Source organism: Bradyrhizobium sp. 159, from assembly GCF_023073795.1.
Taxonomy (GTDB): Bacteria; Pseudomonadota; Alphaproteobacteria; order Rhizobiales; family Xanthobacteraceae; genus Bradyrhizobium.
The window spans coordinates 54421-77153 of record NZ_JADPKE010000066.1 but is presented as its reverse complement, the minus strand read 5'-3'; the positions used below and the strand labels follow the sequence as shown (position 1 = coordinate 77153).

21 protein-coding genes and 1 pseudogene are annotated in these 22733 nt (G+C 64.2%); 5 read left to right on the top strand and 17 right to left on the bottom strand.

All coding sequences use genetic code 11. The annotated features are described in order from the left end of the window. Window positions 1-95 precede the first annotated feature (95 nt). Window positions 96-824, top strand: a pseudogene (locus IVA96_RS18365) (tripartite tricarboxylate transporter substrate-binding protein); the annotation flags it as partial. A gap of 122 nt (window positions 825-946) precedes the next feature. Here IVA96_RS18365 and IVA96_RS18360 read toward each other — a convergent pair. Further along, entirely contained in the window at window positions 947-2089 is a 1143-nt protein-coding gene (locus IVA96_RS18360; RefSeq protein ID WP_247418515.1) for a mechanosensitive ion channel family protein, read from the bottom strand. Window positions 2090-2215: 126 nt separating this feature from the next. Here IVA96_RS18360 and IVA96_RS18355 point away from each other — a divergent pair, with 126 nt between their 5' ends. Next, window positions 2216-3460, top strand: coding sequence for a DUF763 domain-containing protein (locus IVA96_RS18355; protein ID WP_247276859.1), 1245 nt, complete (start codon window positions 2216-2218; stop codon window positions 3458-3460). 37 nt (window positions 3461-3497) lie between these two features. Here the strand turns inward: IVA96_RS18355 and IVA96_RS18350 are convergent, their stop codons facing one another. The 7 genes from IVA96_RS18350 to IVA96_RS18320 all read right to left on the bottom strand — a co-directional run bounded on the left by IVA96_RS18350 (window position 3498) and on the right by IVA96_RS18320 (window position 7499). After that, a complete protein-coding gene (locus IVA96_RS18350; RefSeq protein ID WP_247276858.1) occupies window positions 3498-3737 on the bottom strand; it encodes a hypothetical protein in 240 nt (79 codons plus the stop codon). Between the two features lie 33 nt (window positions 3738-3770). After that, entirely contained in the window at window positions 3771-4034 is a 264-nt protein-coding gene (locus IVA96_RS18345) for a hypothetical protein (protein ID WP_247276857.1), read from the bottom strand. Window positions 4035-4279: 245 nt separating this feature from the next. After that, complete coding sequence (locus IVA96_RS18340; protein ID WP_247276856.1) at window positions 4280-4480, bottom strand: hypothetical protein; 201 nt, start codon at window positions 4478-4480, stop codon at window positions 4280-4282. A 14-nt stretch (window positions 4481-4494) separates the two neighbouring features. Further along, on the bottom strand, window positions 4495-4680 hold the full coding sequence (locus tag IVA96_RS18335) for a hypothetical protein (protein WP_247276973.1): 186 nt from the start codon (window positions 4678-4680) through the stop codon (window positions 4495-4497). 171 nt (window positions 4681-4851) lie between these two features. Next, entirely contained in the window at window positions 4852-6087 is a 1236-nt protein-coding gene (locus IVA96_RS18330) for a cytochrome P450 (RefSeq protein WP_247418509.1), read from the bottom strand. Window positions 6088-6194: 107 nt separating this feature from the next. Beyond that, on the bottom strand, window positions 6195-6515 hold the full coding sequence (locus IVA96_RS18325) for a hypothetical protein (RefSeq protein ID WP_247276854.1): 321 nt from the start codon (window positions 6513-6515) through the stop codon (window positions 6195-6197). Between the two features lie 210 nt (window positions 6516-6725). Next, window positions 6726-7499 (bottom strand): ferredoxin--NADP reductase, encoded by a 774-nt coding sequence (locus IVA96_RS18320; RefSeq protein ID WP_247276853.1) that lies wholly within the window; start codon window positions 7497-7499, stop codon window positions 6726-6728. 157 nt (window positions 7500-7656) lie between these two features. On the opposite strand from IVA96_RS18320, the gene IVA96_RS18315 reads away from it, so the two are divergent. Continuing rightward, window positions 7657-8853 carry an amidohydrolase family protein gene (locus IVA96_RS18315; protein ID WP_247276852.1) on the top strand — a complete coding sequence of 399 codons (1197 nt, stop codon included), beginning with the start codon at window positions 7657-7659 and terminating at the stop codon, window positions 8851-8853. A gap of 113 nt (window positions 8854-8966) precedes the next feature. Here the strand turns inward: IVA96_RS18315 and IVA96_RS18310 are convergent, their stop codons facing one another. The 8 genes from IVA96_RS18310 to IVA96_RS18275 form a co-directional block, all read right to left on the bottom strand. Then, the gene (locus IVA96_RS18310; protein ID WP_247276851.1) at window positions 8967-9422 is read right to left on the bottom strand and encodes a MarR family transcriptional regulator; all 456 of its coding nucleotides are present in this window, start codon (window positions 9420-9422) and stop codon (window positions 8967-8969) included. Between the two features lie 13 nt (window positions 9423-9435). Further along, window positions 9436-10140 (bottom strand): ABC transporter ATP-binding protein, encoded by a 705-nt coding sequence (locus tag IVA96_RS18305; RefSeq protein WP_247276850.1) that lies wholly within the window; start codon window positions 10138-10140, stop codon window positions 9436-9438. Then, a complete protein-coding gene (locus tag IVA96_RS18300; protein ID WP_247276849.1) occupies window positions 10137-10928 on the bottom strand; it encodes an ABC transporter ATP-binding protein in 792 nt (263 codons plus the stop codon). Before IVA96_RS18300 ends, IVA96_RS18305 begins: the two co-directional genes overlap by 4 nt. After that, a complete protein-coding gene (locus tag IVA96_RS18295; protein ID WP_247276848.1) occupies window positions 10925-12814 on the bottom strand; it encodes an ABC transporter permease in 1890 nt (629 codons plus the stop codon). Before IVA96_RS18295 ends, IVA96_RS18300 begins: the two co-directional genes overlap by 4 nt. 68 nt (window positions 12815-12882) lie before the next feature. Continuing rightward, window positions 12883-14085, bottom strand: a complete 1203-nt coding sequence (locus IVA96_RS18290) for an ABC transporter substrate-binding protein (protein ID WP_247276847.1) — start codon at window positions 14083-14085, stop codon at window positions 12883-12885. A 78-nt stretch (window positions 14086-14163) separates the two neighbouring features. Beyond that, window positions 14164-14748 (bottom strand): amino acid synthesis family protein, encoded by a 585-nt coding sequence (locus tag IVA96_RS18285; RefSeq protein WP_247276846.1) that lies wholly within the window; start codon window positions 14746-14748, stop codon window positions 14164-14166. 27 nt (window positions 14749-14775) lie between these two features. After that, window positions 14776-15672 carry a UPF0280 family protein gene (locus IVA96_RS18280; protein WP_247276845.1) on the bottom strand — a complete coding sequence of 299 codons (897 nt, stop codon included), beginning with the start codon at window positions 15670-15672 and terminating at the stop codon, window positions 14776-14778. Next, the gene (locus IVA96_RS18275) at window positions 15669-17126 is read right to left on the bottom strand and encodes a 6-hydroxynicotinate reductase (RefSeq protein ID WP_247276972.1); all 1458 of its coding nucleotides are present in this window, start codon (window positions 17124-17126) and stop codon (window positions 15669-15671) included. Before IVA96_RS18275 ends, IVA96_RS18280 begins: the two co-directional genes overlap by 4 nt. 244 nt (window positions 17127-17370) lie before the next feature. Here IVA96_RS18275 and IVA96_RS18270 point away from each other — a divergent pair, with 244 nt between their 5' ends. Then, window positions 17371-17853, top strand: coding sequence for a (2Fe-2S)-binding protein (locus IVA96_RS18270; protein ID WP_247276844.1), 483 nt, complete (start codon window positions 17371-17373; stop codon window positions 17851-17853). Further along, window positions 17853-21383 (top strand): molybdopterin cofactor-binding domain-containing protein, encoded by a 3531-nt coding sequence (locus IVA96_RS18265; RefSeq protein WP_247276971.1) that lies wholly within the window; start codon window positions 17853-17855, stop codon window positions 21381-21383. The genes IVA96_RS18270 and IVA96_RS18265 overlap by 1 nt, the downstream gene beginning before the upstream one ends. On the opposite strand, the gene IVA96_RS18260 is transcribed toward IVA96_RS18265, so the two are convergent. Further along, window positions 21380-22348 carry a catechol 2,3-dioxygenase gene (locus tag IVA96_RS18260; RefSeq protein WP_247276843.1) on the bottom strand — a complete coding sequence of 323 codons (969 nt, stop codon included), beginning with the start codon at window positions 22346-22348 and terminating at the stop codon, window positions 21380-21382. The genes IVA96_RS18265 and IVA96_RS18260 overlap by 4 nt on opposite strands. Between the last annotated feature and the right edge of the window lie 385 nt (window positions 22349-22733).

The following is a 22733-nucleotide window of genomic DNA, read 5'->3' as shown; positions in this document are numbered from 1 at the left end:
CTGCGAATCGGTGCCAGACAAGGAATCACGGTCGATTCCTGCGATGCAATAGTTGGTGCGCTCCCTCAGCCCCCTCGGCTAAATGTGGGTAATTGAAAGCCGCGCCGGACGGATACACGTTGATCCTGGTCGCGAGCGGTCATCCTCTCAATCAGTTCATCTATCCGAGCGTGCCCTACGACACGTTCAAGGATTTTACCGCGATCACCGAGATCGCTTCCTCGCCGCTCGCGATCGTCGTCGCCAAGGACAGCCCCTACAAGACGCTTGGCGATCTCTTCACTGCGGCGAAGAAGGAGCCGGACAAGCTCTCCTATGGCATGTCCGGCAACGGCACCTCGGCGCATCTGGCCGGCGAACTGCTCAAATACATGTCGGGCAGCAAGATCGTGGCGATCCCTTACAAGGGCGGCGCACCGGCGCTGACGGCGGTGATCGCCGGCGAGATTCCGCTCAGCATCAATCCGCTCGCGGAAGCGATCGGCCAGCTCGAAGGCGGGCCGGTGCGCGCACTCGCGGTGACCTCGGCCGAGCGCTCCAAGGCGCTGCCGGATGTTCCGACCGTCACGGAAGCCGGCGTGCCCGGCTACGACGTCTCGGTCTGGTGGGGCCTGCTCGGTCCGGCGAAGATGCCGCCGGAGATCGTCGCCAAGCTCGAAACCGACCTGAAGGCGGCGCTGCAGGATCCGAGCGTCCTGTCGACGCTCGGCAAGATCGGCGCCACCCCGGTCGGCTCCTCCGCCAAGGACTTTGACGCCTATATGCATGCCGAGGCGACGAAGTGGGAGCCGTTGCTGAAGGCCGCCAACATCCGCGCCCAGTGAGGCTGTTCGCACGAGAATCGCACTAGGCGCCTCGGGCAGCGCCCTGCTCAGCACGCCCGCGCGCCCCGACGGCGAAGACGCGCGAGTGGCCAGCCTCCGCCCAGCAAGAAGGGACGCGCCGTTCAGTTATGGGCCCTCGCCCGCATTTTCTCCGGCGGCGCGGGGCGCCGCGGCAAATCGGCATCATCGTCACCCGAGGGGATCAGGATCGCACGCTCGCGCGGCAGTGCCTCCGGCATCTCGTCGCGGATGAAGGCCACGAGCTTCTCTCTGACCTCGCAGCGCAGGTCCCAGGATTGCGGCGCATTGCGCGCGCTGACCAGCGCGCGAAGCTCGATGGTGCGCGAATCTGCGTCGATCACCTGGAGATTGACCACGGCGCCGTCCCAGAGCTTGGACTGCTTCACCGCCTCCTCCAGCCAGCGCCTGATGCGCGCCACATCGGCACGGTAATCGACATGGAGCCCGACCACTCCGATCAGCGAGGCGGTGTCGCGCGTCCAGTTCTGGAACGGCTTTTCGATGAAATAGGACAGCGGCACCACCATACGGCGCCAATCCCACAGCCGGATCACGACATAGGTCGAGGCGATGTCCTCGACCCATCCCCACTCGTTCTCGATGATCACGGCATCCTCGATGCGGATCGGCTGGGTGATGGCGATCTGCAAGCCCGCGATCAGATTGCTCAGCAGCGGCCGCGCGGCAAGACCGACGATGATACCGGCGGCACCGGCGGAGGCGAAAAGGCTGACGCCATATTGCCTCACCGAGTCGAACGTCATCAGCGCGGTGGAGACTGTGATGATAACGATGATGGTGTCGGTGACACGCTTGAACACGCGGACTTGCGTGACTTGCTTGCGCGCGATGAAATTCTCGGTGACGTCGCGAAAGTTCTGCAAGTATCGCGCCGCACTCATGTCGACGATCCGGATCGATATCCAGCCGATCAAGGCGATGACGGCGACGACGAACAGGCGCATCAGCGGCGTGCGGATCGTATCGTCGAGCGGCGCAAGTGGCAGGACCAGTGCCACGGCAGCCAGACACAGCGCCAGCTGGGCCGGGCCGGACGTGCGCTCGATGAACACACTCAGGAGCGGAAGCCGGGTTCCGAAAGCGCGATTGAGCAGCCAAACAGCGAACCGATAGAACGACAGAGCGAGCATCATCGCGCCGGCGACCAAGCCGAGGCCGATGAACCATGACGGTATCCAGCCGAACATCCTGTCGATGTCGGCCATAAGGGTCTGCCAATTCATTGCTGTCCCTGTCCTTACGTACGCGTCAGCGCTCAACGCCTGCCGCCCAGCTTCGCTCCCCTATCTCGTGCAACGCAGCATTCCGCTGGTGCAACCGCTGCCGAACTGAGCTAATTTAGGGCGCCCATGACCCGACGTAGCGGCAGCGCCGATCTTCCCTTGCACACCGGACGTGTTCCGCCGTGGCTGGCAAGCCGCATGGCTTCGTTGGGCGCAATCGTCACTCAGGCGATCGTGCATCATTACGGACGCGACGCGTTCATGCAGCGGCTGTCGCATCCGTTCTGGTTCCAGTCGTTTGGCGCCGTGATGGGGATGGACTGGCACTCCTCCGGCATCACGACCTCCGTGATCGGCGCCCTGAAGCGTGGACTCGGACCGCTCCAGGACGAGCTCGGCATCTATGTCTGTGGCGGCCGCGGCCAGCATTCACGCAAGACGCCGGACGAGCTGTTGCAGCTTGGCGAGCGTGTCGGCTTGGACGGCGCAATGCTGACGCGTGCCAGCCGCCTGGTGGCGAAGGTCGACAGCGCGGCTGTGCAAGACGGCTTCGACCTCTATCTCCATGGGTTCTTCGTCACCGCAGAGGGCAAATGGACGGTGGTGCAGCAGGGCATGAACGGCGACAAGCGGCAGGCCCGCCGCTACCACTGGCATTCCGAGGCGCTGAAGAGTTTTGTCGATACGCCCCACACTGCGATCGACGGTCCCAAGCAAGGCGAGATCGTCAACCTCACCGACCATCGCGCCGATATCTCGCGCACCGCGCAGCTCGAGCTGTTGAGAGGTCTTGGCCCGGATCGCATTGTCTCCGAGTTCGAACGACTCACCGGCCTCGAGCCGGCGCAGGCCATACTGCCGCATCTGATCATGCCCGCGCATCACGACGTTCGCCCCAAGGACGTGTTCGCACGACGCCTGCACGGCACGCTGGCCGCGGCGGCCGAGCGCGGCCCGGTCGATTTCCCGGAGCTGTTGCTGACGCCCGGCGTCGGTGCGCGCACCGTGCACTCACTTGCGATGGTCGCCGAGGTCGTGCACGGCGCACCCTATCGTTTCAACGATCCCGCGCGCTTTTCGCTCGCCCATGGCGGCAAGGACCGGCATCCCTATCCCGTTCCAATCAAGGTCTATGACGAAACTATCCAAGTGCTGAAGGGCGCGATTCAGAACGCCAAGCTGGGACGCGAGGAAGAAATGCAGGCGATCAAGCGCCTCGACGACCAGGCGCGGCGGTTGGAGCGGACCGCACAGGGCCCCTCGGTCGAGGCCTACATCGCCGGCGAGCGTGCTGCCTCGCCCGACCTCGACGGCCGATCCGTGTTCGGCTGGGAGCGCGATCTGACACCGACCAAAAAGCGGACCGGCTGAAACCGGTCCGCGAGTTGGTCGGGAGGAACGCCACTTCTCAGGTCTCGGTCTCCGGCTCATCGTCGAGCCGGTTGGCTGCATGGTCCTGATACTGCTCGGTCTGGATGAACTTGCCATCCATGCCGCGGATGTCCGAATGCTGTGCCTTGTCGCGGTTTGACAGCACCATGTTGTCGCCGATCTTGTCCTTCGGGATTTCGGCCATGGCGCCAGTGCCATCGCCCTTGCCATGCATTCCCGATCTGAAGTGCGTCTTGCTGCCGTGCCCTGCTGGCATCGGTTTCTCCTCTTGCAGTGATCTTCCGAAGACTTAGTGCTTTTGTTGCGCCGGCATTGGCTTCGGCGGCTTGTGGCCGCTCTGGCCGGAATCATTGTGCTTGTTGTGATCGCTCTCCTGATTGAGGCCGCCGCGACTTACTGCGTATTCGCTGTGCCTGGCTTCCGAGCGCGCGCGATGAACAGCAGCGTCCTCGGCATTATGGCCGATAGCCTGATCGAGCTCCCGCGCGTCGGGAACATCGGGCTTGCGCTCGAGAATGCGAACCTGCTGCTCGTGGGTCTTTTTGCCTTGCATTGCTGTTCTCCGGACTACCGGCGCCTTCGGTGCGCGCCGCCATGTGCGACGTCCTTGTCGATGCCGCCGCCGACGCCCACATCATTCTCGCGATCGCCCTCGATTGTGTTCTCACCGAGAGCATCTTCGAGATCGTCGGGTGACGCACCCGCCATTGTCGCTCCCTTTGATCCTCCGATCAGGGGATTTTCGCGCATGTCCTTCTCGCTAGGCATGTACAACTTGGGTTGCTTGCTGCTCATGAGCTACCTGCCTCCGCCCTTTCCGGCTTCATCGTGTCTGTGATGGGAATCGCGCTCGCCGCCTCCGCCGGAGATCCGGCTGTGACTGCGCTGCAAATCGTCCGCCGGCGGTTTCTTCACTTCCAGCGGGGCCTTCGCATTCTCGTGCGAAGCGCCAGGTCCGCCCTGACGAATGCTGTTTGGTGTCTTGATGGATGTCGACATGAACGTCGTCCTCCTCACCGATCTTGCTGATAGCCTTGATTGGTCGTGTTCTGCTTGATGTTGCCCTGCTGTCCCTGCTGGTCCGGATTTTCCACGCGCCGTTGGCCGTGCGGGGTCCGATCCGCCGACACTTGCTTGGCGTCGCCAGTTCCCTTCGGGCTCTGATTATCCGGTGGAACAGGTGGCATCTTGCTGGCCATGATCTTGTCTCCGTTAAGACGGTGACCTGCGATGCGGCCAAGGAACTCGTCGCCGCGTTCGAGGTCCTGATGACAACAGGACCAGCGGCACACCGTTCCTGACTGATCACGTTCGGCAAAGATTTTCCGAAAGATCGCCGACTGAGCCCGCCGCGGTGAGGGAACGATCAATCATAGCTCCGCGCGCGCCTCTGTTCCGCGGCCCTCAGTTGAGACGGGAAGTTTCGCAATCGCACGCAAACCCGGCCGCCTGCGCCAGCGGACCTCTGCCGGATCGACGGCCAAGCCAAGCTTTGGCCATCGTACGAACAGCGCTTCGAGCGCGCACGCCGCCTCAATGCGCGCGAGCTGGTGGCCGAGGCAGAAATGGATCCCCGTCCCGAACGAGATGTGCCGGTTCGGCCTGCGCGCGAGATCGAGGCGTTCCGGACGATTGTGCACCGTAGGATCCATGTTCGCCGCGGCGAGCATCGCCATGACGCGATCGCCCTTCTTCAGGCGCACGCCTTCGACGTCGAGATCCCGCCGCACATAGCGCGGCTTTGAGAATTGCACTGGCGAGACGAAGCGCAGGAACTCTTCGACGGCAAGCCCGACGCGACTCCAGTCCTCTTCGAGCCAATGGCGCAACCCGGGATTCCGGAGCAGTTCGTACGCCGAGCCGCTGATGAGATGCGTGGTGGTCTCCGATCCGGCCGCAAGCAGCAGAAAGACCATCGAAACCATTTCGTCCGGCGTGATCTGGCCGCCCTCGCGCTCGACCTGAACCAGCTCTGCGATCAGGCCTTCGCCGCCTTGCACACGTGCAATCTGCAACTGCCGCTCGAGGTAGGCACGCATCTTGCGGAACGCGAACAGCAGCCGGAAAAAGCTGACCACATTGGTCAGCGAGGACATCGTGTTGGCCCAGGCGATGAATCTCGGACGGTCGGCCGGAGGCAGGCCCAGGAGTTCGGAGATCACCGCAAGCGGCAGGATACGCGCGTAGCGCTGAACCAGATCGGCCGGGCTTCCGTTCGCAAAGAGCTCGTCGGCGAGACCGTCGGCAATAGTACGGATGCGCGGCTCCATCGCGACGATGGCGCGCCGACGAAAGGCCTCGTCCACGATGCCGCGGAGCCTCGTGTGATCCGGCTCGTCCATCGTCAGCATGTTGTTGGCGATGGTCTTGACGTATCTCGGCATCCACCAGCGCAGACCAGCGACGTCGCCATCCTCCCTTCGGAACGTGAACGTCGCGCCGTCCTTCAGGACCTGCGCGGTGGCGTCATGGGTTGTGGTAATCCAGACGTCGCCGATGAGAGGAAATCGCGTCGCGACCACGGGGCCAGACATGCGCAGCGTCGCAATCGCCTTGGGCGGATCGCGAAAGAAGGCCTCGCTGGTGAAATCGAGGCGCGCTGTCATGGGTTCACCGGAGTGATTGCTGGCGTCTCACCGAGATGGTGCACGGCGCGGGCCGTGCAAGGGTGGAGCGCGCCCTCCGCTTCAGTCGCAGGTGTCGAGAGACACGCCTACCCCCGTCCCGGAGATCGCTGCCCGGTCTTGCGCTGCTGCGTGTAGGCGTCCCAATGGCTCCAGCTGCCATTGCTGAGGCTTTGCAGGTCGGTCGCGAGCGGTCGGCGCGTGCGCTTATCGCGATCGGCGATCACGCGCTCGGACTGCGCGATCTTGCGCTTGAGTTCCGCGATGGTCTTCTCGGATTGACCGTTCCGCTTCGACGAGGCGATCTCGCCCATCGTGAAGCGCGCGGTCTCCAGCGCCTTCAACTCGGCGCGGTTCTTCTTCAACTGGACCCGGTGCCAGGCGATGTTGCTGTCGCTGTCCGCAACCATGTGGGAACTCCGCTGATTCGCTCCCACATAGTATCGTGCGCCGAATCGACGCCGCAACGGGCGCCCGGCGGCGAAAATGCGACCTTATTGGGCAGGAATTACGGGCCTAGAACGTTTTCGAGGGAGGTCGATACCGGTCCTCGTAAAGAAAACGCGTCAAAATAAGAATCTGGAGCCCCGTTCCGATGCGCATCGGAACGGAAATGGGCTTTAACGCTCGGCAAAGGCCTTTTCGACCACGAACTGGGCCGGCTCGCCGTGATTGCCCTCCATGAGGCCGCGTTCACCCAGCAGCACGCGCGTGTCCGCGACCAGGGCCGGACTGCCGCAGATCATGACGCGGTCGTGGGCAGCTTCCAGCGCCGGGAGACCGATGTCGCTGAACAGCTTGCCCGAGGTGATGAGGTCGGTGATGCGGCCGCGATTGCGGAACGGATCGCGCGTGACGGTCGGATAGTAGATCAGTTGATTGCGGATGTATTCGCCGATCAGTTCGTCCTTCGGCAGCGTCTCGGTGATCATCTCGCCATAGGCGAGCTCGTTGACATGCCGGCAGCCGTGCAGCAGCACCACTTTCTCGAAGCGCTCGTAGGTTTCAGGATCCTTGATCACGCTCAGGAACGGCGCGAGACCCGTGCCGGTGCCGATGAGGTAGAGGTTGCGGCCCTCTTCCAGGTTGTCGATCACCAGCGTGCCGGTGGCCTTGCGGCTGATGATGATCTCGTCGCCTGCCTTCAAATGCTGAAGCCGCGAGGTCAGCGGACCATCCGACACCTTGATCGAGAAGAACTCCAGCGTGTCCTCGTAATTGGCGCTGGCGACGCTGTAGGCCCGTAGCAAGGGCTTCTCGCCGACCTTGAGGCCGATCATGGTGAATTCGCCGTTGCGGAAACGGAAGGTCGGGCTGCGGGTGGTCTTGAAGGAGAACAGCGTGTCCGTCCAGTGGTGGACGCTCAAAACACTTTCCTGATTGTAATTGCTCATCACACCTTCCCTGTCGCTTCCAACGCAGTTCCGAGGCGGGCAGCTATGCGTCGTTTGTACACAATCATTCGTATACTAATGAATAATCTGGCTTGATCCCGCGGTCAAGGCTGCCCAAGATCGAAAGCATTGCAGCTAGGAATAAGGAGCCCCTTCCATGGCGCATGACACACCCCAGGCCACCGGACCCTCGAAGCTCGTGATCCGGAATATCGGCTTGATCCTGTCCGGCGCCCTGGAAAAGCCGATCCTGGACGGCGACACCATCGTTGCCGAGAACGGCAAGATCACCGCCATCGGCCGATTCAAGGACGTCGACACGGAAGGCGCGACCACGATCGTCGACGCCCACGGCACCACGGTCGCGCCGGGCCTGATCGACAGCCACGTCCACCCTGTTGCGGGCGACTGGACGCCGCGGCAGAACCAGATCAACTGGATCGACAGCTACCTCCATGGCGGCGTCACCACCATGATCTCGGCCGGCGAAGTGCACACGCCCGGCCGCCCCCGCGACGTCGTCGGCCTCAAGGCGATGGCGGTGTTCGCCCAGCGCGCGTTCTGGACCTTGCGCCCCGGCGGCGTGAAGGTTCACGCCGGCGCGCCGGTGATCGAATGCGAGATGGTCGAAGAGGATTTCAAGGAGATGGCCGCCAATGGCGTCAAGCTGCTCGGCGAAGTCGGTCTCGGTGGCGTCAAGGACGGCCCGACGGCACGCAAGATGGTCGGCTGGGCGCGCAAATACGGCATCCAGAGCACCATCCACACCGGCGGCCCCTCGATCCCCGGCTCCGGCCTGATCGACAAGGACGTGGTGCTGGAAGCCGACACCGACGTGGTCGGCCACATCAATGGCGGCCACACGGCGCTCCCCGACGACCAGATCCGCTGCATCTGTGAGGGCTGCAAGCGCGGCCTCGAGCTCGTGCACAACGGCAACGAGCGCTCGGCTTTGTTCACGCTGCGCACCGCGCGCGAGATGGGCGATCTGCACCGCGTCATCCTCGGCACCGACGCGCCGGCCGGCTCCGGCGTGCAGCCGCTCGGCATTTTGCGCATGGTGTCGATGCTGTCCTCGCTCGGCGAGCTGCCGGCCGAGATCGCCTTCTGTCTTGCCACCGGCAACACCGCGCGCATGCGCGAGCTCGATTGCGGCCTGATCGAGGTCGGCCGCTCCGCCGACTTCGTCATCATGGACAAGGCGCAGCACTCGCCGGGCAAGACCATTCTGGAGAGCGTGCAGCTCGGCGACCTCCCCGGCATCGGCATGACCATCATCGACGGCATCGTGCGCACCCAGCGCAGCCGCAATACCCCGCCGGCGGGCAAGGTGCCGGAGCTGGTGACGAAGTGACGGCAGTGGCCGTCATTCCGGGGCGCGCGTGAGCGCAAACCCGGACTCTCGCACAACAGCGTCGGGTTTCCGAGTTCACGCGCAATGCGCGTGCCCCGGAATGACGGAAACGATCACCGCAGCTTGTTCAGCAGCGCCATCAGCGTTTCGCGCTCTTTTGCATCCAGCGGCGCGAGCGTCTCGCGGGTGATCGCGAGCGCGTTCGGCGCTAGCCTCTCCGCAAGCTGCTGACCCGCGCGCGTCAGGCTGACCAGCAAGCGGCGTCCGTCTTCCGGATCCTGGCTCGTCTCGGTCAAGCCGCGCGCCGTCAGGCGGTCGATCACGCCCTTGATGGTCGCGACGTCCATCGCCGTGAGACGTCCGAGCTGGTTCTGCGAGCACGGCCCGGTCTCAGCGAGCTTCGACAGCGCTGCCCATTGCGTCGGCGTCAAATTGGTGCCGATATCGCGCGAGAAGATTGAGCTGTGGCGTTGCCAGACCTGGCGCAGGATGAAGCCGACCTGCTCGTCGAGCACGTAAGGCGGTTTTGCCGGTTTGACGCTTTTCTTCGCCGTAACGCTTCTCGCCATCCGTTCCCCACCCTCACAACGACAGATGCGCGTCGCGGATATCCGGACGCGCGTCGAGTTCGGCCATGGTGCCGCCGAAGCAAATGCGGCCGCGCTCGATGATGTAGGCGCGATCGGAAATCAGCCGCGCGAAATGCAGATTCTGCTCGGAGACGACGATGCTGACGCCCTCTTTCTTCATGGTCAGGATGGCATCGACCATCTGCTCCACGATCTTCGGCGACAGGCCCTCCGAAGGCTCGTCCAGCAGCACCAGCGACGGATTGCCCATCAGCGTGCGCGCAATGGTGAGCATCTGCTGCTCGCCGCCGCTCATGCGTCCGCCGGAGCGATTCTTCATCTCACCCAAGTTTGGAAACAGCGCGAACAGTTTTTCGCGCGTCCAGTGCGGCGCGTTCGGACGCTTGGGCTGGCGGCCGACCTCGAGATTTTCCTCAACGGTCAGGTCTGTGAAGATGCGCCGCTCCTCCGGCACATAGCCCAGGCCCTCGCGGACGATCTCGTGCGTCGGACGCACCGAGACATCCTTGCCCTCGAACATGATGCGGCCGGTTCGCTGCGCGACGAGGCCGACGATGGAGCGGAACGTCGTCGACTTACCCGCGCCGTTGCGCCCGAGCAGTGCGACGACCTCGCCCTCACCGACCTCGAAGCCGATGTCGAACAGGATATGCGCCGGGCCATAATGGCTGTTAAGCCCTTCGACCTTCAGCTTCATGCCGAGGCTCCCTCGCGATGGCGGGCATCATAGACGAGGCCTTCGCCGAGATAGACCGCCTGCACCTGCGGATTGCCGCGCACTTCGGCCGGCGAGCCCTCGGCGATCAGCGCGCCGCGGTTGAGCACGATGATGCGGTCGGCATGTTCGAACACGACGTCCATGTCGTGCTCGGTGAAGAGCACGCCGATCGATTTCTCCCGCGCGATCTGCGCGGTCAGCCGCATCAGGTCGACGCGCTCGCGCGGCGCCATGCCCGCGGTCGGCTCGTCCATCAAGAGCAGCTTTGGCTGGTTGGCGAGCGCCACCGCAAGCTCGAGACGCTTGAGGTCGCCATAGGCGAGCTCGCCGCAGGGGCGATCAGCGTAGCCGCCCATGCCGACCAGCTCGAGCAGCCGACCGGCTTCGCCGCGGTCGAACTTCGGCGCCGAGCCGAACAGATTGAACAGCTGCTTTCCGTGCGATATCAACGCGACCTGCACGTTCTCGCGCACGCTCATGGTGGCGAAGGTCGCGGTGATCTGGAACGTGCGCCCGACGCCGAGCCGCCAAACTTCGCGCGGTTTCCTGCCGGTGATCTCTTCACCTAATAGGCGGACATGCCCGGAGTCCGGCTTGTTCTGGCCGTTGAGCATGTCGAAGCAGGTGCTCTTGCCGGCCCCGTTCGGGCCGATCAGCGCCAGAATCTCGCCTGCACGCAACGAGAACGACACGCCGCGCACGGCATGAATGCCGCCATAGGATTTGGTCAGGCCTTCGACCGCGAGAAGTGGGGGTGCGACGCTCATTCGGCGGACTCGATCGGCTTAGCAAGCAAGGGAGATGCCGGCGGCGATGCTTTCTTACGGCGCTGCGCCAGCATCTCGAGCATGCCAACGATTCCCTTGGGGAAGACGACGACGATCAGCATGATGAAGCCGCCGAGCACAAGCTTCGACAAGTCGGTCTGGCTGATCAGCCAGATGTTCAAAGCCTTGTAGACGATGGCGCCGATCACCGCGCCCGACACCGTTTCGACGCCGCCGAGCAGCACCATGACCAGCGCATCGACCGACAGCGAAATGCCGAGATTGTCGGGGAAGACGCTGCCCTTGAGGTAGGCGAACAGGGCGCCGCCGATCCCAGCGGTGGTTCCTGCGATGACAAAGGCCGTCCACCGGATGCGCTTCGCGTCGATGCCGATCGCTTCGCTGCGCAGCGTCGAGTCACGCGTTGCTCGGAGCGCATAGCCGAACGGCGAGAACACCATGGCTCGAAGCGCGATCGTGACGAGCGCCGCGACGCCGAGCGCGAGCCAGTAGAAATGCGGTGGGCTCGCGGCCCAGCTCGACGGCCACAGGCCCAGAATGCCGTTGTCACCGCCTGTCACGTCCACCCACTGAAATGCGATCGACCACACGATCTGCGCGAAGGCGAGCGTCAGCATCGCGAAGTAGACGCCGGAGAGCTGCACCGCGAAGAAGCCGAACACGGCCGCGCCCAGGCAGCCGAGCAGCGGGCCGAGCAACAGACACACGATCATCGGCAGCCCCGCCATCTTGGCGAGGAAGGCAATGCCATAGGCGCCAAGCCCGAAATAGGCGGCATGGCCGAACGATGCGAGCCCGCCGACCGACATCAAGAAATGCAGGCTGACGGCAAAGATGACGAAGATCGCGATCTCCGAGCCGACCGTCAGCGCGTAATTGCCGGCGAACAGCGGCAGCGTCGCTGCGATGACGAGCGCGGCAAGTGCAGCCAGCCGTTCATTCGGCGTCAATGGCCGCCAGGGATTGACGGTGAGGCCCGGCGTCTTGCGCGCAGCCGCCTCGGGCCTGCCGAACAGGCCCCAGGGCCGCACGATCAGCACCACTGCCATCACCAGGAAGACCAGAATGATGGAGATCTTTGGAAAGATCAGGATGCCGAAGGCGTTGAGTTCGGACACCAGCACCGCCGCAACGAACGCGCCGACGATACTGCCAAGGCCGCCGATCACGACCACGACGAAGACCTCGACGATGATCCGGAGATCCATGGCGTGATGCACGGCATCGCGCGGGATCTGAAGCGCGCCGCCGAGAGCGGCGAGGAAGACGCCGACTGCGAACACGGAGGTGAACAGCCATTTCTGATTGACGCCGAGCGCGGCGACCATGTCGCGGTCCTGCGTTGCGGCGCGCACCAGCACGCCCCAGCGCGTGCGCTGAAACAGCAGCCAGAGAATGCCGAGCACGACGGGTCCGAGCACGATCAGGAATAGGTCATAGCTCGGAATGTTCTGGCCGAAAAAATCGATCGCGCCCTTGAAGCCGGGCGCGCGGCGGCCGACGAGGTCGTCGGGTCCCCAGATCAGCACCACGAGATCTTCGACCATCAGGGTCAGGCCAAACGTCGCGAGCAGCTGGAACAATTCGGGCGCATGATAAATGCGCCGGAGCAGCACCATCTCGACGATGATGCCGATCATCGCCACCGCCAGCGCCGCCAGCACGATCCCGCCCCAGAAGCCGAACGCACCCGACAGTCGCTCGGTGAGCGTGAAGGCGATGTAGGCGCCGATCATGTAGAAGGCGCCATGCGCGAAATTCACGATCCGCGTCACGCCGAAGATAATCGACAGGCCCGAGGCCACCAAGAATAGCGACGCTGCGCTGGCGAGACCGGTCAGAAACTGTGCGACGTAAAAGGCCATCGGCGGTCCGGGTAGAGGTTGAGGTCACCTCTCCCCACGAAGAGCGGGGAGAGGGAGGGGAAAGATAATCAATCCTTCGGCCGCAGCTTCTCGACCTCGGCATCGGTGGGCAGATAGTCCGCGCCCTTCTTGTAGGACGAATCCACCATCACACCCTTGCCATCCTTCAGCGCGGTCTTGCCGACATAGGCACCGAGCGTCGATTGATGGTCGATCTTGCGGAAGGTGATCTCGCCGAAAGGCGATGGCATCGACAGGCCTTCGGCCGCGGCGATCAGCTTCTCCGGATCGGTCGAGCCGGCCTTCGCCAGGATTGCCGCTGCCGACTTGATGGTCTGATAACCGACGATCGAGCCGAGGCGCGGATAGTCGTTGTACTTGGCCTGGTAGGCCTTCAGGAACGCGTCGTGCTCTGGCGTCTTGATCGAGTACCAGGGATAGCCGGTGACGATCCAACCCTCCGGCGTCTCCTCCTTGAGCGGATCGAGATATTCCGGTTCGCCGGTCAGGAAGGAGACGACCTCCCGCCCCTTGAACAGGCCGCGGGTGTTGCCTTCGCGCACGAGCTTGACGAGGTCGGCGCCGAAGGTGACGTTGAGGATGGCTTCCGGATTGGCGGCGGCAACCGCCTGCACCACCGGACCTGCGTCGATCTTGCCCTGCGGCGGCCACTGTTCGTCGACCCACTGGATGTCCGGGCGCTTTTCCGACATCAGCTTCTTGAACACCGCGACGGCCGATTGGCCGTATTCGTAGTTCGGCGCGATCGTCGCCCAGCGTTTCGCCGGCAGCTTGCTGGCTGCCTCCACCAGCATCGCCGCCTGCATGTAGTTGGAGGGACGCAGGCGGAAGGTGTATTTGTTGCCCTTCGACCAGGTGATCGCGTCGGTCAGCGGCTCGGCCGCGAGGAAGAACACCTTCTTCTGGTTGGCGAAGTCGCTGACGGCGAGGCCGATGTTCGACAGGAACGTGCCCGCGAGCATCGCAACGCCCTCGCTCGAGACGAGCTCATTCGCAGCGGTCTGCGCATCCGCCGGCTTGCCGCCATCGTCCTTGGAGATGACGACGAGCTTCTTGCCGTTGATGCCACCGGCCGCGTTGATCTCCTCGGTGGCGAGCTGCCATCCCTTGCGATAAGGCTCGGTGAAGGCCGGCAACAGCGAATAGCTGTTGATCTCGCCGATCTTGATGTCCTGCGCCAGGGCCGAATGGGCCATGCCGCCGGCCAGAAGCGCGAAGGCCGCGCCGACAAAAACGTTTCTTGCTCGCATCCCAACCTCCAGTTTTGAACTTCTCTGCCTTTCGCAAACGATCTGATCGGAGAACCCGTGCCCGGTTCTCCGGACGCGCTATCTCAAACCGTCTTCGCCCTTGATCTCCGCAACCGTCAGCCCGCCGACGCGCGGCAGTGGACGGCCGCTGTCGGTGACGGCAACCGCGACCATGATTTCATTGGCCCGCGGTGCATCGTTGATCTGTACCTCCATGCCGTCGAAATGGCTGCGTACGAAAGCCGCGTCCTTGTGCCCCAGAGGGATATCGAGCGTCGTGCCCGGGCCGCTGCGTTTTTTCGACGACGGGATCAGCGCCGCGCCCTTGCCCAGCACTTTTCGCACCGGCGCACCCATCTTCGGATGAAGAATGGCGGCGGCGTGCTCCAGCTCGCCGTTCTCGCCGACGGCGGCGGCCTTGCCATAGCTCTGCACCTTTGCGCCATCGATCCCGAGCGCCGCCACCGCGCGCTTCGATAGCAGCTCGCCCAGCTCCTCGCCAATCGCGACGAGCGGCGAAAGGTCTTCGACATATTTCCCCGCAAAGGGATTCTCGATCACGGCGATCGCCGCGGCGCGCCGCGTCGGCGGCGACACCTGACGTCCCATCTCCATCTGGGTCTCTTCGAGGACGGTGACGATCTTGCGGATGATCGCGTTCATGATTGTTTCCTCAAGTAACTTCCCTGTTCAGGCATGAACCGCAGTCTCCAGCATAGGCGGGCGCGATCGTTGCCGTTCGATATCTTTTGGTCCGATGACAAGCATATCACCACAAAGCTGCAATACGGCACCCTCGATCAATTCGCGATCGAATAAATGCCGTGCACATTCCGCGCCAGATTCGAGCGCGGCCGCGATCTCATTGTGCGACAACTTGCCGACCTCGCGGGTGACAAGACGGGCCCCGAGATCGCTGTCAGGCTGAAGCTCGTTGGCGGGCTTGCGGATGATGGCCGGATGTCTCGGCAGATCCACCGCGTTGGCGATGATCGTGGCCGCCGCATCGGCCTGCGATGCCGTTGCAGCCAACACCGTCACCGCGTCGGCGATGCCGAGCGAAAAACTACGACCGTGGCGTCCGCTGGTCGCGATTCCGCGTACAGGGTCGGCCGAATCGACCCTCATGGTCCGCATCACGCCGGAGCCATCAGGGCGATCCATCAGACCGACAGAGAAATGCTCGCCTTCGCCAAGATGAAGCGCGAGGTCGCCGCCATTGTTGACGTAGGCTTGATTGAGTGTCGCGGCTCCGAGCATTGCGCCAAGGATCTCCTCCGCCACACTGCCAGCAACGGCGGCCATCGGCGTGACGAAGCAATCAGCCGCGTAGGGCGACACAGCGGCATGCATCCGCCGCGCGACCACGCCCTTCAGCGAAGTCCGCTCCTCAGCGGCCGTCCGCAGCTCCGGCAGTTCCGCGCAGAGCTCATCCAACAATCCGGTGAACCGCCACGCTGCAGCCTCATAGGCCGCGCGCACCTCGTCCGCAGGCCCCCTCGCCTCCACGATCAAATCAATCGGTCCATCCTGCAAATGCAGCCGCCGGCCGTCAGACAGGAATGCGATTTGCGGGCGCCGTGTCATGCCCGACGTCCCGGGATCGGGTTCTGCCAGGGCAATTGACGGACGTCGTCACCGCTCTGCACTTCGGAAAGCGGCTTCACATGATCCATGTGACCGCCGAGCGCGGCATAGTCCGACAGCATCATGGTGAACTCGATTGGCGCGACCAGCGCCGGCGTCGGCACGTAGCCAAACGCACCCGCCGGCATCTGCGTCACGTCGACCATGTAGGTGATGCCTCCGCCGGGCCAGACATAGACCGGCGCGCCGCCGCTGGTGACGCGCGTCAGTGCGTCCTTAACCGAGCGCGTCAGCCGCACCGGATTGTCGGTGACGCCGGCGCGCAACGAGCCGCCGGCACCCGCCATGAACAGCACCGTGCAGAGTGCCGGCTCGCAATTCTCCTGGATGCGCTCGACCGAAAACTTCAGGTCATCAGGCATCTCGGTCTCGACCGGCTTCAAAGCCTCGTCGAGGACATAATAGGACGAATGCTCGCCGGTGGTGGAGACCATCAGCATGGTCAGACCGGGCTTGGCTTGCTTGGCATCAAACGGCCCGAGAATCGAGAGCGGATCCGAGATGTTGGTGCCCCCCCAGCCCGTGCCGGGCTCGGCGACCTGGAAATAGCGGCCGGGCGTCGAACGCCGGCCCTTCATCTTGATGCCGGTATCGGCGATGTCGAGCAGCTTGCCGGCCTGATGTTCCGACAGCACGCCAGTGATGTGGTCATCGACCACGACGACCTCGTCGACCTTGCCATGCCACTGCTTGGCGAACATGCCGATCGTCGCCGAGCCGCAGCCGACCCGCATGCGCTCTTCCTTCACGCCGTTGACGATCGGCGGCTGGCCGGCCTGCACCACCACGGTCGCGCCGCCGTCGATGGTGAGCTCGACCGCCTTGCAATTGGCGAGATCCATCAGCGTGTCGCAGGTGACGCGCCCCTCTTTCTTGGAGCCGCCAGTGAGATGATGCACGCCGCCGAGCGAGAGCATCTGCGAGCCGTATTCGCTGGTGGTGACGTGGCCCACCGCCTCGCCTTGCGCGCGAACGGTCGCGGTCTCCGGCCCGAGATAGCGATCGGTGTCGATCTTCACCTTGACGCCGCAATAGGAGAAGATGCCCTCGGTGACCACAGTCACCATGTCGACGCCGTCGACCTCCGCGGAGACGATGAATGGCGCCGGCTTGTAGTCGGGATAGGTCGTGCCCGCGCCGATCGCCGTCACAAAGGTTGAAGGCTCGTGGACGATCTTGCCGTCCCAGTCTTCGGTCCGGCTGAACGGCACCAGCTTGCCGCCATGCGAGACGGTGCGCTCCAGGATCACGTGCGGATCGACGCGAACGAGCTTGCCGTCGTGGTTAGCGTAGCGGTCGCAAGCTCCCGCCGCACCCGGCTTGATATAACACATCACCGGACAGGCATCGCAGCGTATCTTGTCGATGGCAGCGCTCGTCGTTTCCATCACCATGTCAGAGCCAGCAGACACCGCGGTTATCATTCGTATACGAACGATGTTGCGCGCGGTCCCGATGGCTGTCAAGCGGCGGTGCGGCGCAAAAGGTGCACCTGCCGCATAAAAGCTCATATGCCTATCCGCCCTGTCCACAAAGGAGGCAGTCGCGCTGCAGTGCGGCATGACGGCTTGCACGTTTGTGTACAAACGGTATCGTCGCGACTTACAAATCGCGTGTTTACAGGGCTTGGGAACGAGGATGATGCAGACACCGATCCGCCTCACCGTGAACGGCAGGATCCACGAGGTCACTGCGGCGCGAGACACGCCGCTGCTCTACGTGCTGCGCAACGACCTCGCGCTCAACGGGCCGAAATATGGCTGCGGCCTCGGTGAATGCGGCACCTGTACTGTCCTGATCGACGGGGCCGCGGCACGCTCCTGCGTGATTCCCGTGAGTGGCTGCGATGGCCGCGACATCGTGACGCTCGAAGGCTTGGGCACGCGCGACAAGCCGGACATCGTGCAGCAGGCCTTCATCGACGAGCAGGCCGCGCAATGCGGCTACTGCCTCAACGGCATGATCATGACCACCAAGGCGCTGCTCGCGGTCAATCCGCGGCCGACCGAACAGCAAGCGCTGGCGGCACTGCGCTACAATCTCTGCCGCTGCGGCACGCATGTCGAAATCCTGCGCGCGGTGATGCGCGCCTCCGGCCAGCTCACCGAGGCCGCTGATTGATGGTCTCCTCCCATTCGAACGGAGCTGAGCGGCCATCCGGTTCGCTCGTCGTCTTGCGCACCGTGGACGAGGTCACAACCGAGACCTATGTCCGCATCACCGCGGACGGTTCGATCACAGCCTATAACGGCCATGTCGATCTCGGCACCGGCATCCGCACGGCGCTCGGCCAGATCGTCGCCGAAGAGTTGGACGTGTCCTTTGCGCGCGTCGTCATCGTGCTCGGCGATACCGCACTGGTGCCGAACCAGGGCGCGACGATCGCGAGCGAGACGATCCAGATCACGGCTGTGCCCTTGCGCAAGGCCGCAGCCCAGGCGCGGCACTTCTTGATCGCACGCGCGGCCGAGCGGCTCGAACTGCCGGCGGCCGAGCTTAAGATCGACGACGGTCTCGTGCGCGGGCCCGACAATCGCTGCGTCAGCTATGGCGAACTGATCGGCGGCGAGACGATCAGCCTGGAGCTTGCCGATGACGTCGTCGTCAAGGCGGTTGGCGATTATGCCATCGTCGGCCAGTCGGTGCCGCGGGTCGACCTGCCGGCCAAGGCCACGGGCGAGCTAACTTTCGTGCACGACATCCGCGTGCCCGGCATGCTGCACGGCCGCGTGGTGCGTCCGCCCTATGCCGGCGTCGATGCCGGTCCGTTCGTCGGCACCAGCCTGATCGCCCTCGACGAGGCGTCGGTGCGCGACATTCCCGGATTGGTTGCCGTCGTGCGCATCGGTGATTTCGTCGGCGTGGTCGCCGAGCGCGAGGAGAATGCGATCCGGGCGGCAGAGCAGCTCAAGGTGAGCTGGAAGCCGACACCCGCGCTGACCGATCTCGCTGATGTCGAGAGCGCGCTGCGCGCCAATCCATCGACGCCGCGCACGCTGATCGACAAGGGCGACGTCGACGCGGCGATATCGGGCGCGGCCAAGCCGATGCAGCGCACTTATGTCTGGCCGTATCAGATGCACGCCTCGATCGGCCCGTCCTGCGCGGTCGCCGACTTCCAGGATGGCAACATCCGCGTCTGGTCCGGCACGCAGAACCCGCACGTGCTGCGCAGCGATCTGGCGCTGCTGATCGAGCGTCCGGAGAGCGAGATCGAGGTGATCCGGCTGGAGGCCGCCGGCTGCTATGGCCGCAACTGCGCCGATGACGTCACGGCGGACGCCCTGCTGCTGTCGCGCGCGGTCGGCCGGGCCGTGCGCGTGCAGTTGACGCGCGAGCAGGAGCACGCCTGGGAACCCAAGGGCACCGCGCAGCTCATCGACGTCAATGGCGGCCTCGACGCCGGCGGCGGCATCGCTGCCTACGATCTCGCCACGCGCTACCCCTCGAACGCCGCGCCGACCCTGGCGCTGCTGCTGACCGGGCGGATCTCGCCCGAGCCCGCCGTGCTCCAGATGGGCGACCGCACCGCTATTCCGCCTTACGATTACGACCACATGCGCGTCGTCGCCCACGACATGCCGCCGATCGTGCGCGCGTCCTGGTTTCGCGGCGTCTCGGCGCTGCCGAACACCTTTGCACATGAATCCTATATCGATGAGGCCGCGACAGAGGCCGGCGTCGACCCGATCGAGTATCGCCTGCGCTACCTGAAGGATCAGCGCGCCGTTGACCTCGTCAATGCGGTCGCCGAGCGCGCAGGCTGGACGCCGCGACCGGTCCGCGAAGAGAAAGACGGCGAGATCGTGCACGGGCGTGGCTTTGCTTATGCGCTCTACGTCCACAGCAAGTTCCCCGGCTATGGCGCGGCGTGGTCGGCCTGGGTTGCAGACGTCGCGGTGAACAAAAGCACCGGCGACGTCAGCATCACGCGCGTGGTCGCCGGACAGGACTCCGGCCTGATGATCAATCCGGACGGCGTGCGTCACCAGATTCACGGCAACGTCATCCAGTCCACCAGCCGCGCGCTAATGGAGGAGGTCTCGTTCGAGCGCGGCGCGGTGGCAGCGCGCGAATGGGGGGCCTATCCGATCATCCCCTTCCCAGACGTGCCCAAGATCGACGTGCTGATGCTGCCGCGTCAGGACCAGCCGCCGCTCGGCGTCGGCGAATCTGCCTCAGTGCCGAGCGCGGCGGCGATCGCCAATGCGATCTTCGATGCCACCGGCGTGCGCTTTCGCGAGCCGCCATTCACGCCGGAACGCATTCTCAGGGGATTGCACGGCGATGCGGCGGCCGCGCCGCAGGCCCTGCCCGCGCCGGCCACCCCGCCGCCATCCCGCATCTGGGAGAATCCGTTCGCCCAACGCGCCGGTATCTTTGCGACGATCGCGGCCGTCTGCACCGCCGCGATCGGAGTCGGCGCGGCGCTGCTGCCGGGGCGCGCGATCGCACCCATCGCCCAACCCGACGCGTCGGTCTATTCCGCGGCAACGATCGCCCGCGGCGAACAACTCGCGGCGCTCGGCAATTGCGCGGAGTGCCATACGACGGTTCGAGGCGCGCTCAATGCCGGTGGCCGTGCGCTGGAAACGCCGTTCGGCACGATCTACTCGACCAACATCACGCCCGATGTCGAGACCGGCATCGGCGCCTGGTCCTACCCCGCCTTCGAGCGCGCGATGCGCGACGGGGTGCATCGCGACGGACGGCAGCTCTATCCTGCCTTCCCCTACACACATTTTTCGAAGACCAGCGAGGCCGACCTGCAGGCGCTCTATGCCTACCTGATGGCACAGCCTGCGGTGCGCGCGACACAGCCTGCCAACGCGCTCGCCTTCCCCTTCAATCTTCGGCCACTGCTCGCGGGATGGAACGCGCTGTTTCACGAGGCGGATGAATTCAAGCCCGATCCCGCGAAGTCTGAGCTTTGGAATCGCGGCGCCTATCTAGTCGAGAGTCTCGGCCATTGCAGCGCCTGCCATTCGCCGCGCAATGCACTCGGTGCCGAGCAGCGCCAGGCCTATCTCGCCGGAGGCTTTGCCGAAGGCTGGGAAGCTCCGGCCCTGACCTCGCTCTCCCGCGCACCTATTCCGTGGAACGAGGACGAACTCTTCGCTTACTTGCGCACTGGTCATTCGCGCTATCACGGCGTCGCGGCCGGCCCGATGGCGCCGATCGTCCGGGACCTCAAGGCCCTGTCCGATCAGGACATCCGCGCAATGGCGGTCTATCTCAATTCCTTCAATGACACCGCGAGCGACGGACAAATGCAAGACGCGCTCGCAACAAAACTCGAGAACGCGACGCAAGTCACTGTCGGCGCGTCCACGGGCGCGCGGCTCTATGTCGGCGCCTGCGCGGTCTGCCACGAGGTCGGCGGCCCGCCGCTGTTCGGCACCAGGCCCTCGCTCGCGCTCAACAGCAATCTGCATAGCGCGAGCTCGGACAATCTCGTGCAGGTGATCCTGCACGGCATTGCCGATCCGGTGTCGAGCGATCTCGGCTACATGCCCGCCTTCAAGGGCAGCCTGAGCGACGCGCAGGTCGAGGAGCTCGTCACCTTTCTGCGCAAGCAGTTCGCACCGGAGAAGCCGGCCTGGACCGGCGTGCGCGAGACGATCGCGCGCGCACGCGCATCCGCAAATTAGGCGTGCTTTTTGATCTCCACCGGCGGCGTGCCATGCGTGTGGAACGACTCGATCGTCTTCAGGCCCCAGGCCTGGCCCTTCTTGCGCTCCTCCTCGGTCCACACGATCGGCTTCCAGTCCGGCGCGAGGATGAGACGCGCGCCGGCGTTGGCGACCTCGACGCGGTTGCCGCCAGGCTCATAGACGTAGAGGAAGAAGGTCTGCTGGATCGCGTGCTTGTGCGGGCCAGTCTCGATGTGCACGCCGTTCTCCAGGAAAATGTCTGCAGCGCGCAAAATCTCCTCGCGGCTGTCGAGCGCGTAGGTGACGTGATGGAAGCGGCCGGGCGTGCCTGAATGGTCGAGCGAATAGGCGAAGTCGTAGCTCTTGTTCGACATCGTCAGCCACATCGCGGCTTCACGACCGTCGTTCAGCACGATCTGCTCGGTGAGACGGCAGCCGAGATAGTTCTCGAAGAACTCGCGGTTGGCCTTGATGTCGACGGCGAGGCAGTTGAGATGGTCGAGCCGGCGCACGTTGACGCCGCGGGCCGGAAAGCGCTGGGCCTGGTTCTTCAGTGCGGGCTTCAGCTCCGGCGGCGCCTGATACCATTCGGTCTCGTAATAGAGTTCGACGATGTGTCCATCAGGATCACGGCAGCGGAAGGTCGGCCCCTGCCCCATATCGCCGTCGATCCAGCCGATATCGAAGCCGGAGCCTTTCAGCGCGGCGACTCGGCGTTCCAAGGCCTGCTGACTGCGCGCGCGCAACGCCATGTGCTCCATGCCCGAGGTCTTCGAGGCCGTGAGCTTGAGCGAATAGCGCTCGTAATCGTCCCAACCGCGCAAGTAGACCGACTCGCCGTTCTGCCCGCTCACGGTCATGCCCATGACATCGACGAAGAACTTCAGGCTTTCATCAGGCTTCGGCGTCAAGAGCTCCATGTGGCCGAGATGGGCGAGATCGAGGATCGGTTCGGGCTGCATGCTTCCCTCCAAACGTCGCCGTCAGCGTTGGCTGCGATCCGCAGGACCGAATCCCGCAATCGGGCGTGAGACTGCGATGCGCCCACGCCATGGCGGACACTGAAGCCGTCGGTTCATTTGTACTAATGTACAAATCATTAGGTCTCGTCAACAAATCAAACATCTTCCAACGGGAGGGCGCGCCGCTCCCGGGAACAATTACTCCCGAACGGCGGAACCCTGACTGCCTCCAATGGTAAAGCCTTCCTTAACCGCCTTCGGCTCTCCTGAACCTCCCAATGTAGCTTTTTCCTGCCATTTCTTCTCTCAACGCGGATAGGAAACCACCTTTCGGCCGGATTGCCGCGGATTTAACGAAGCGGCCGCGCCTGCGGCTTAACCGTTT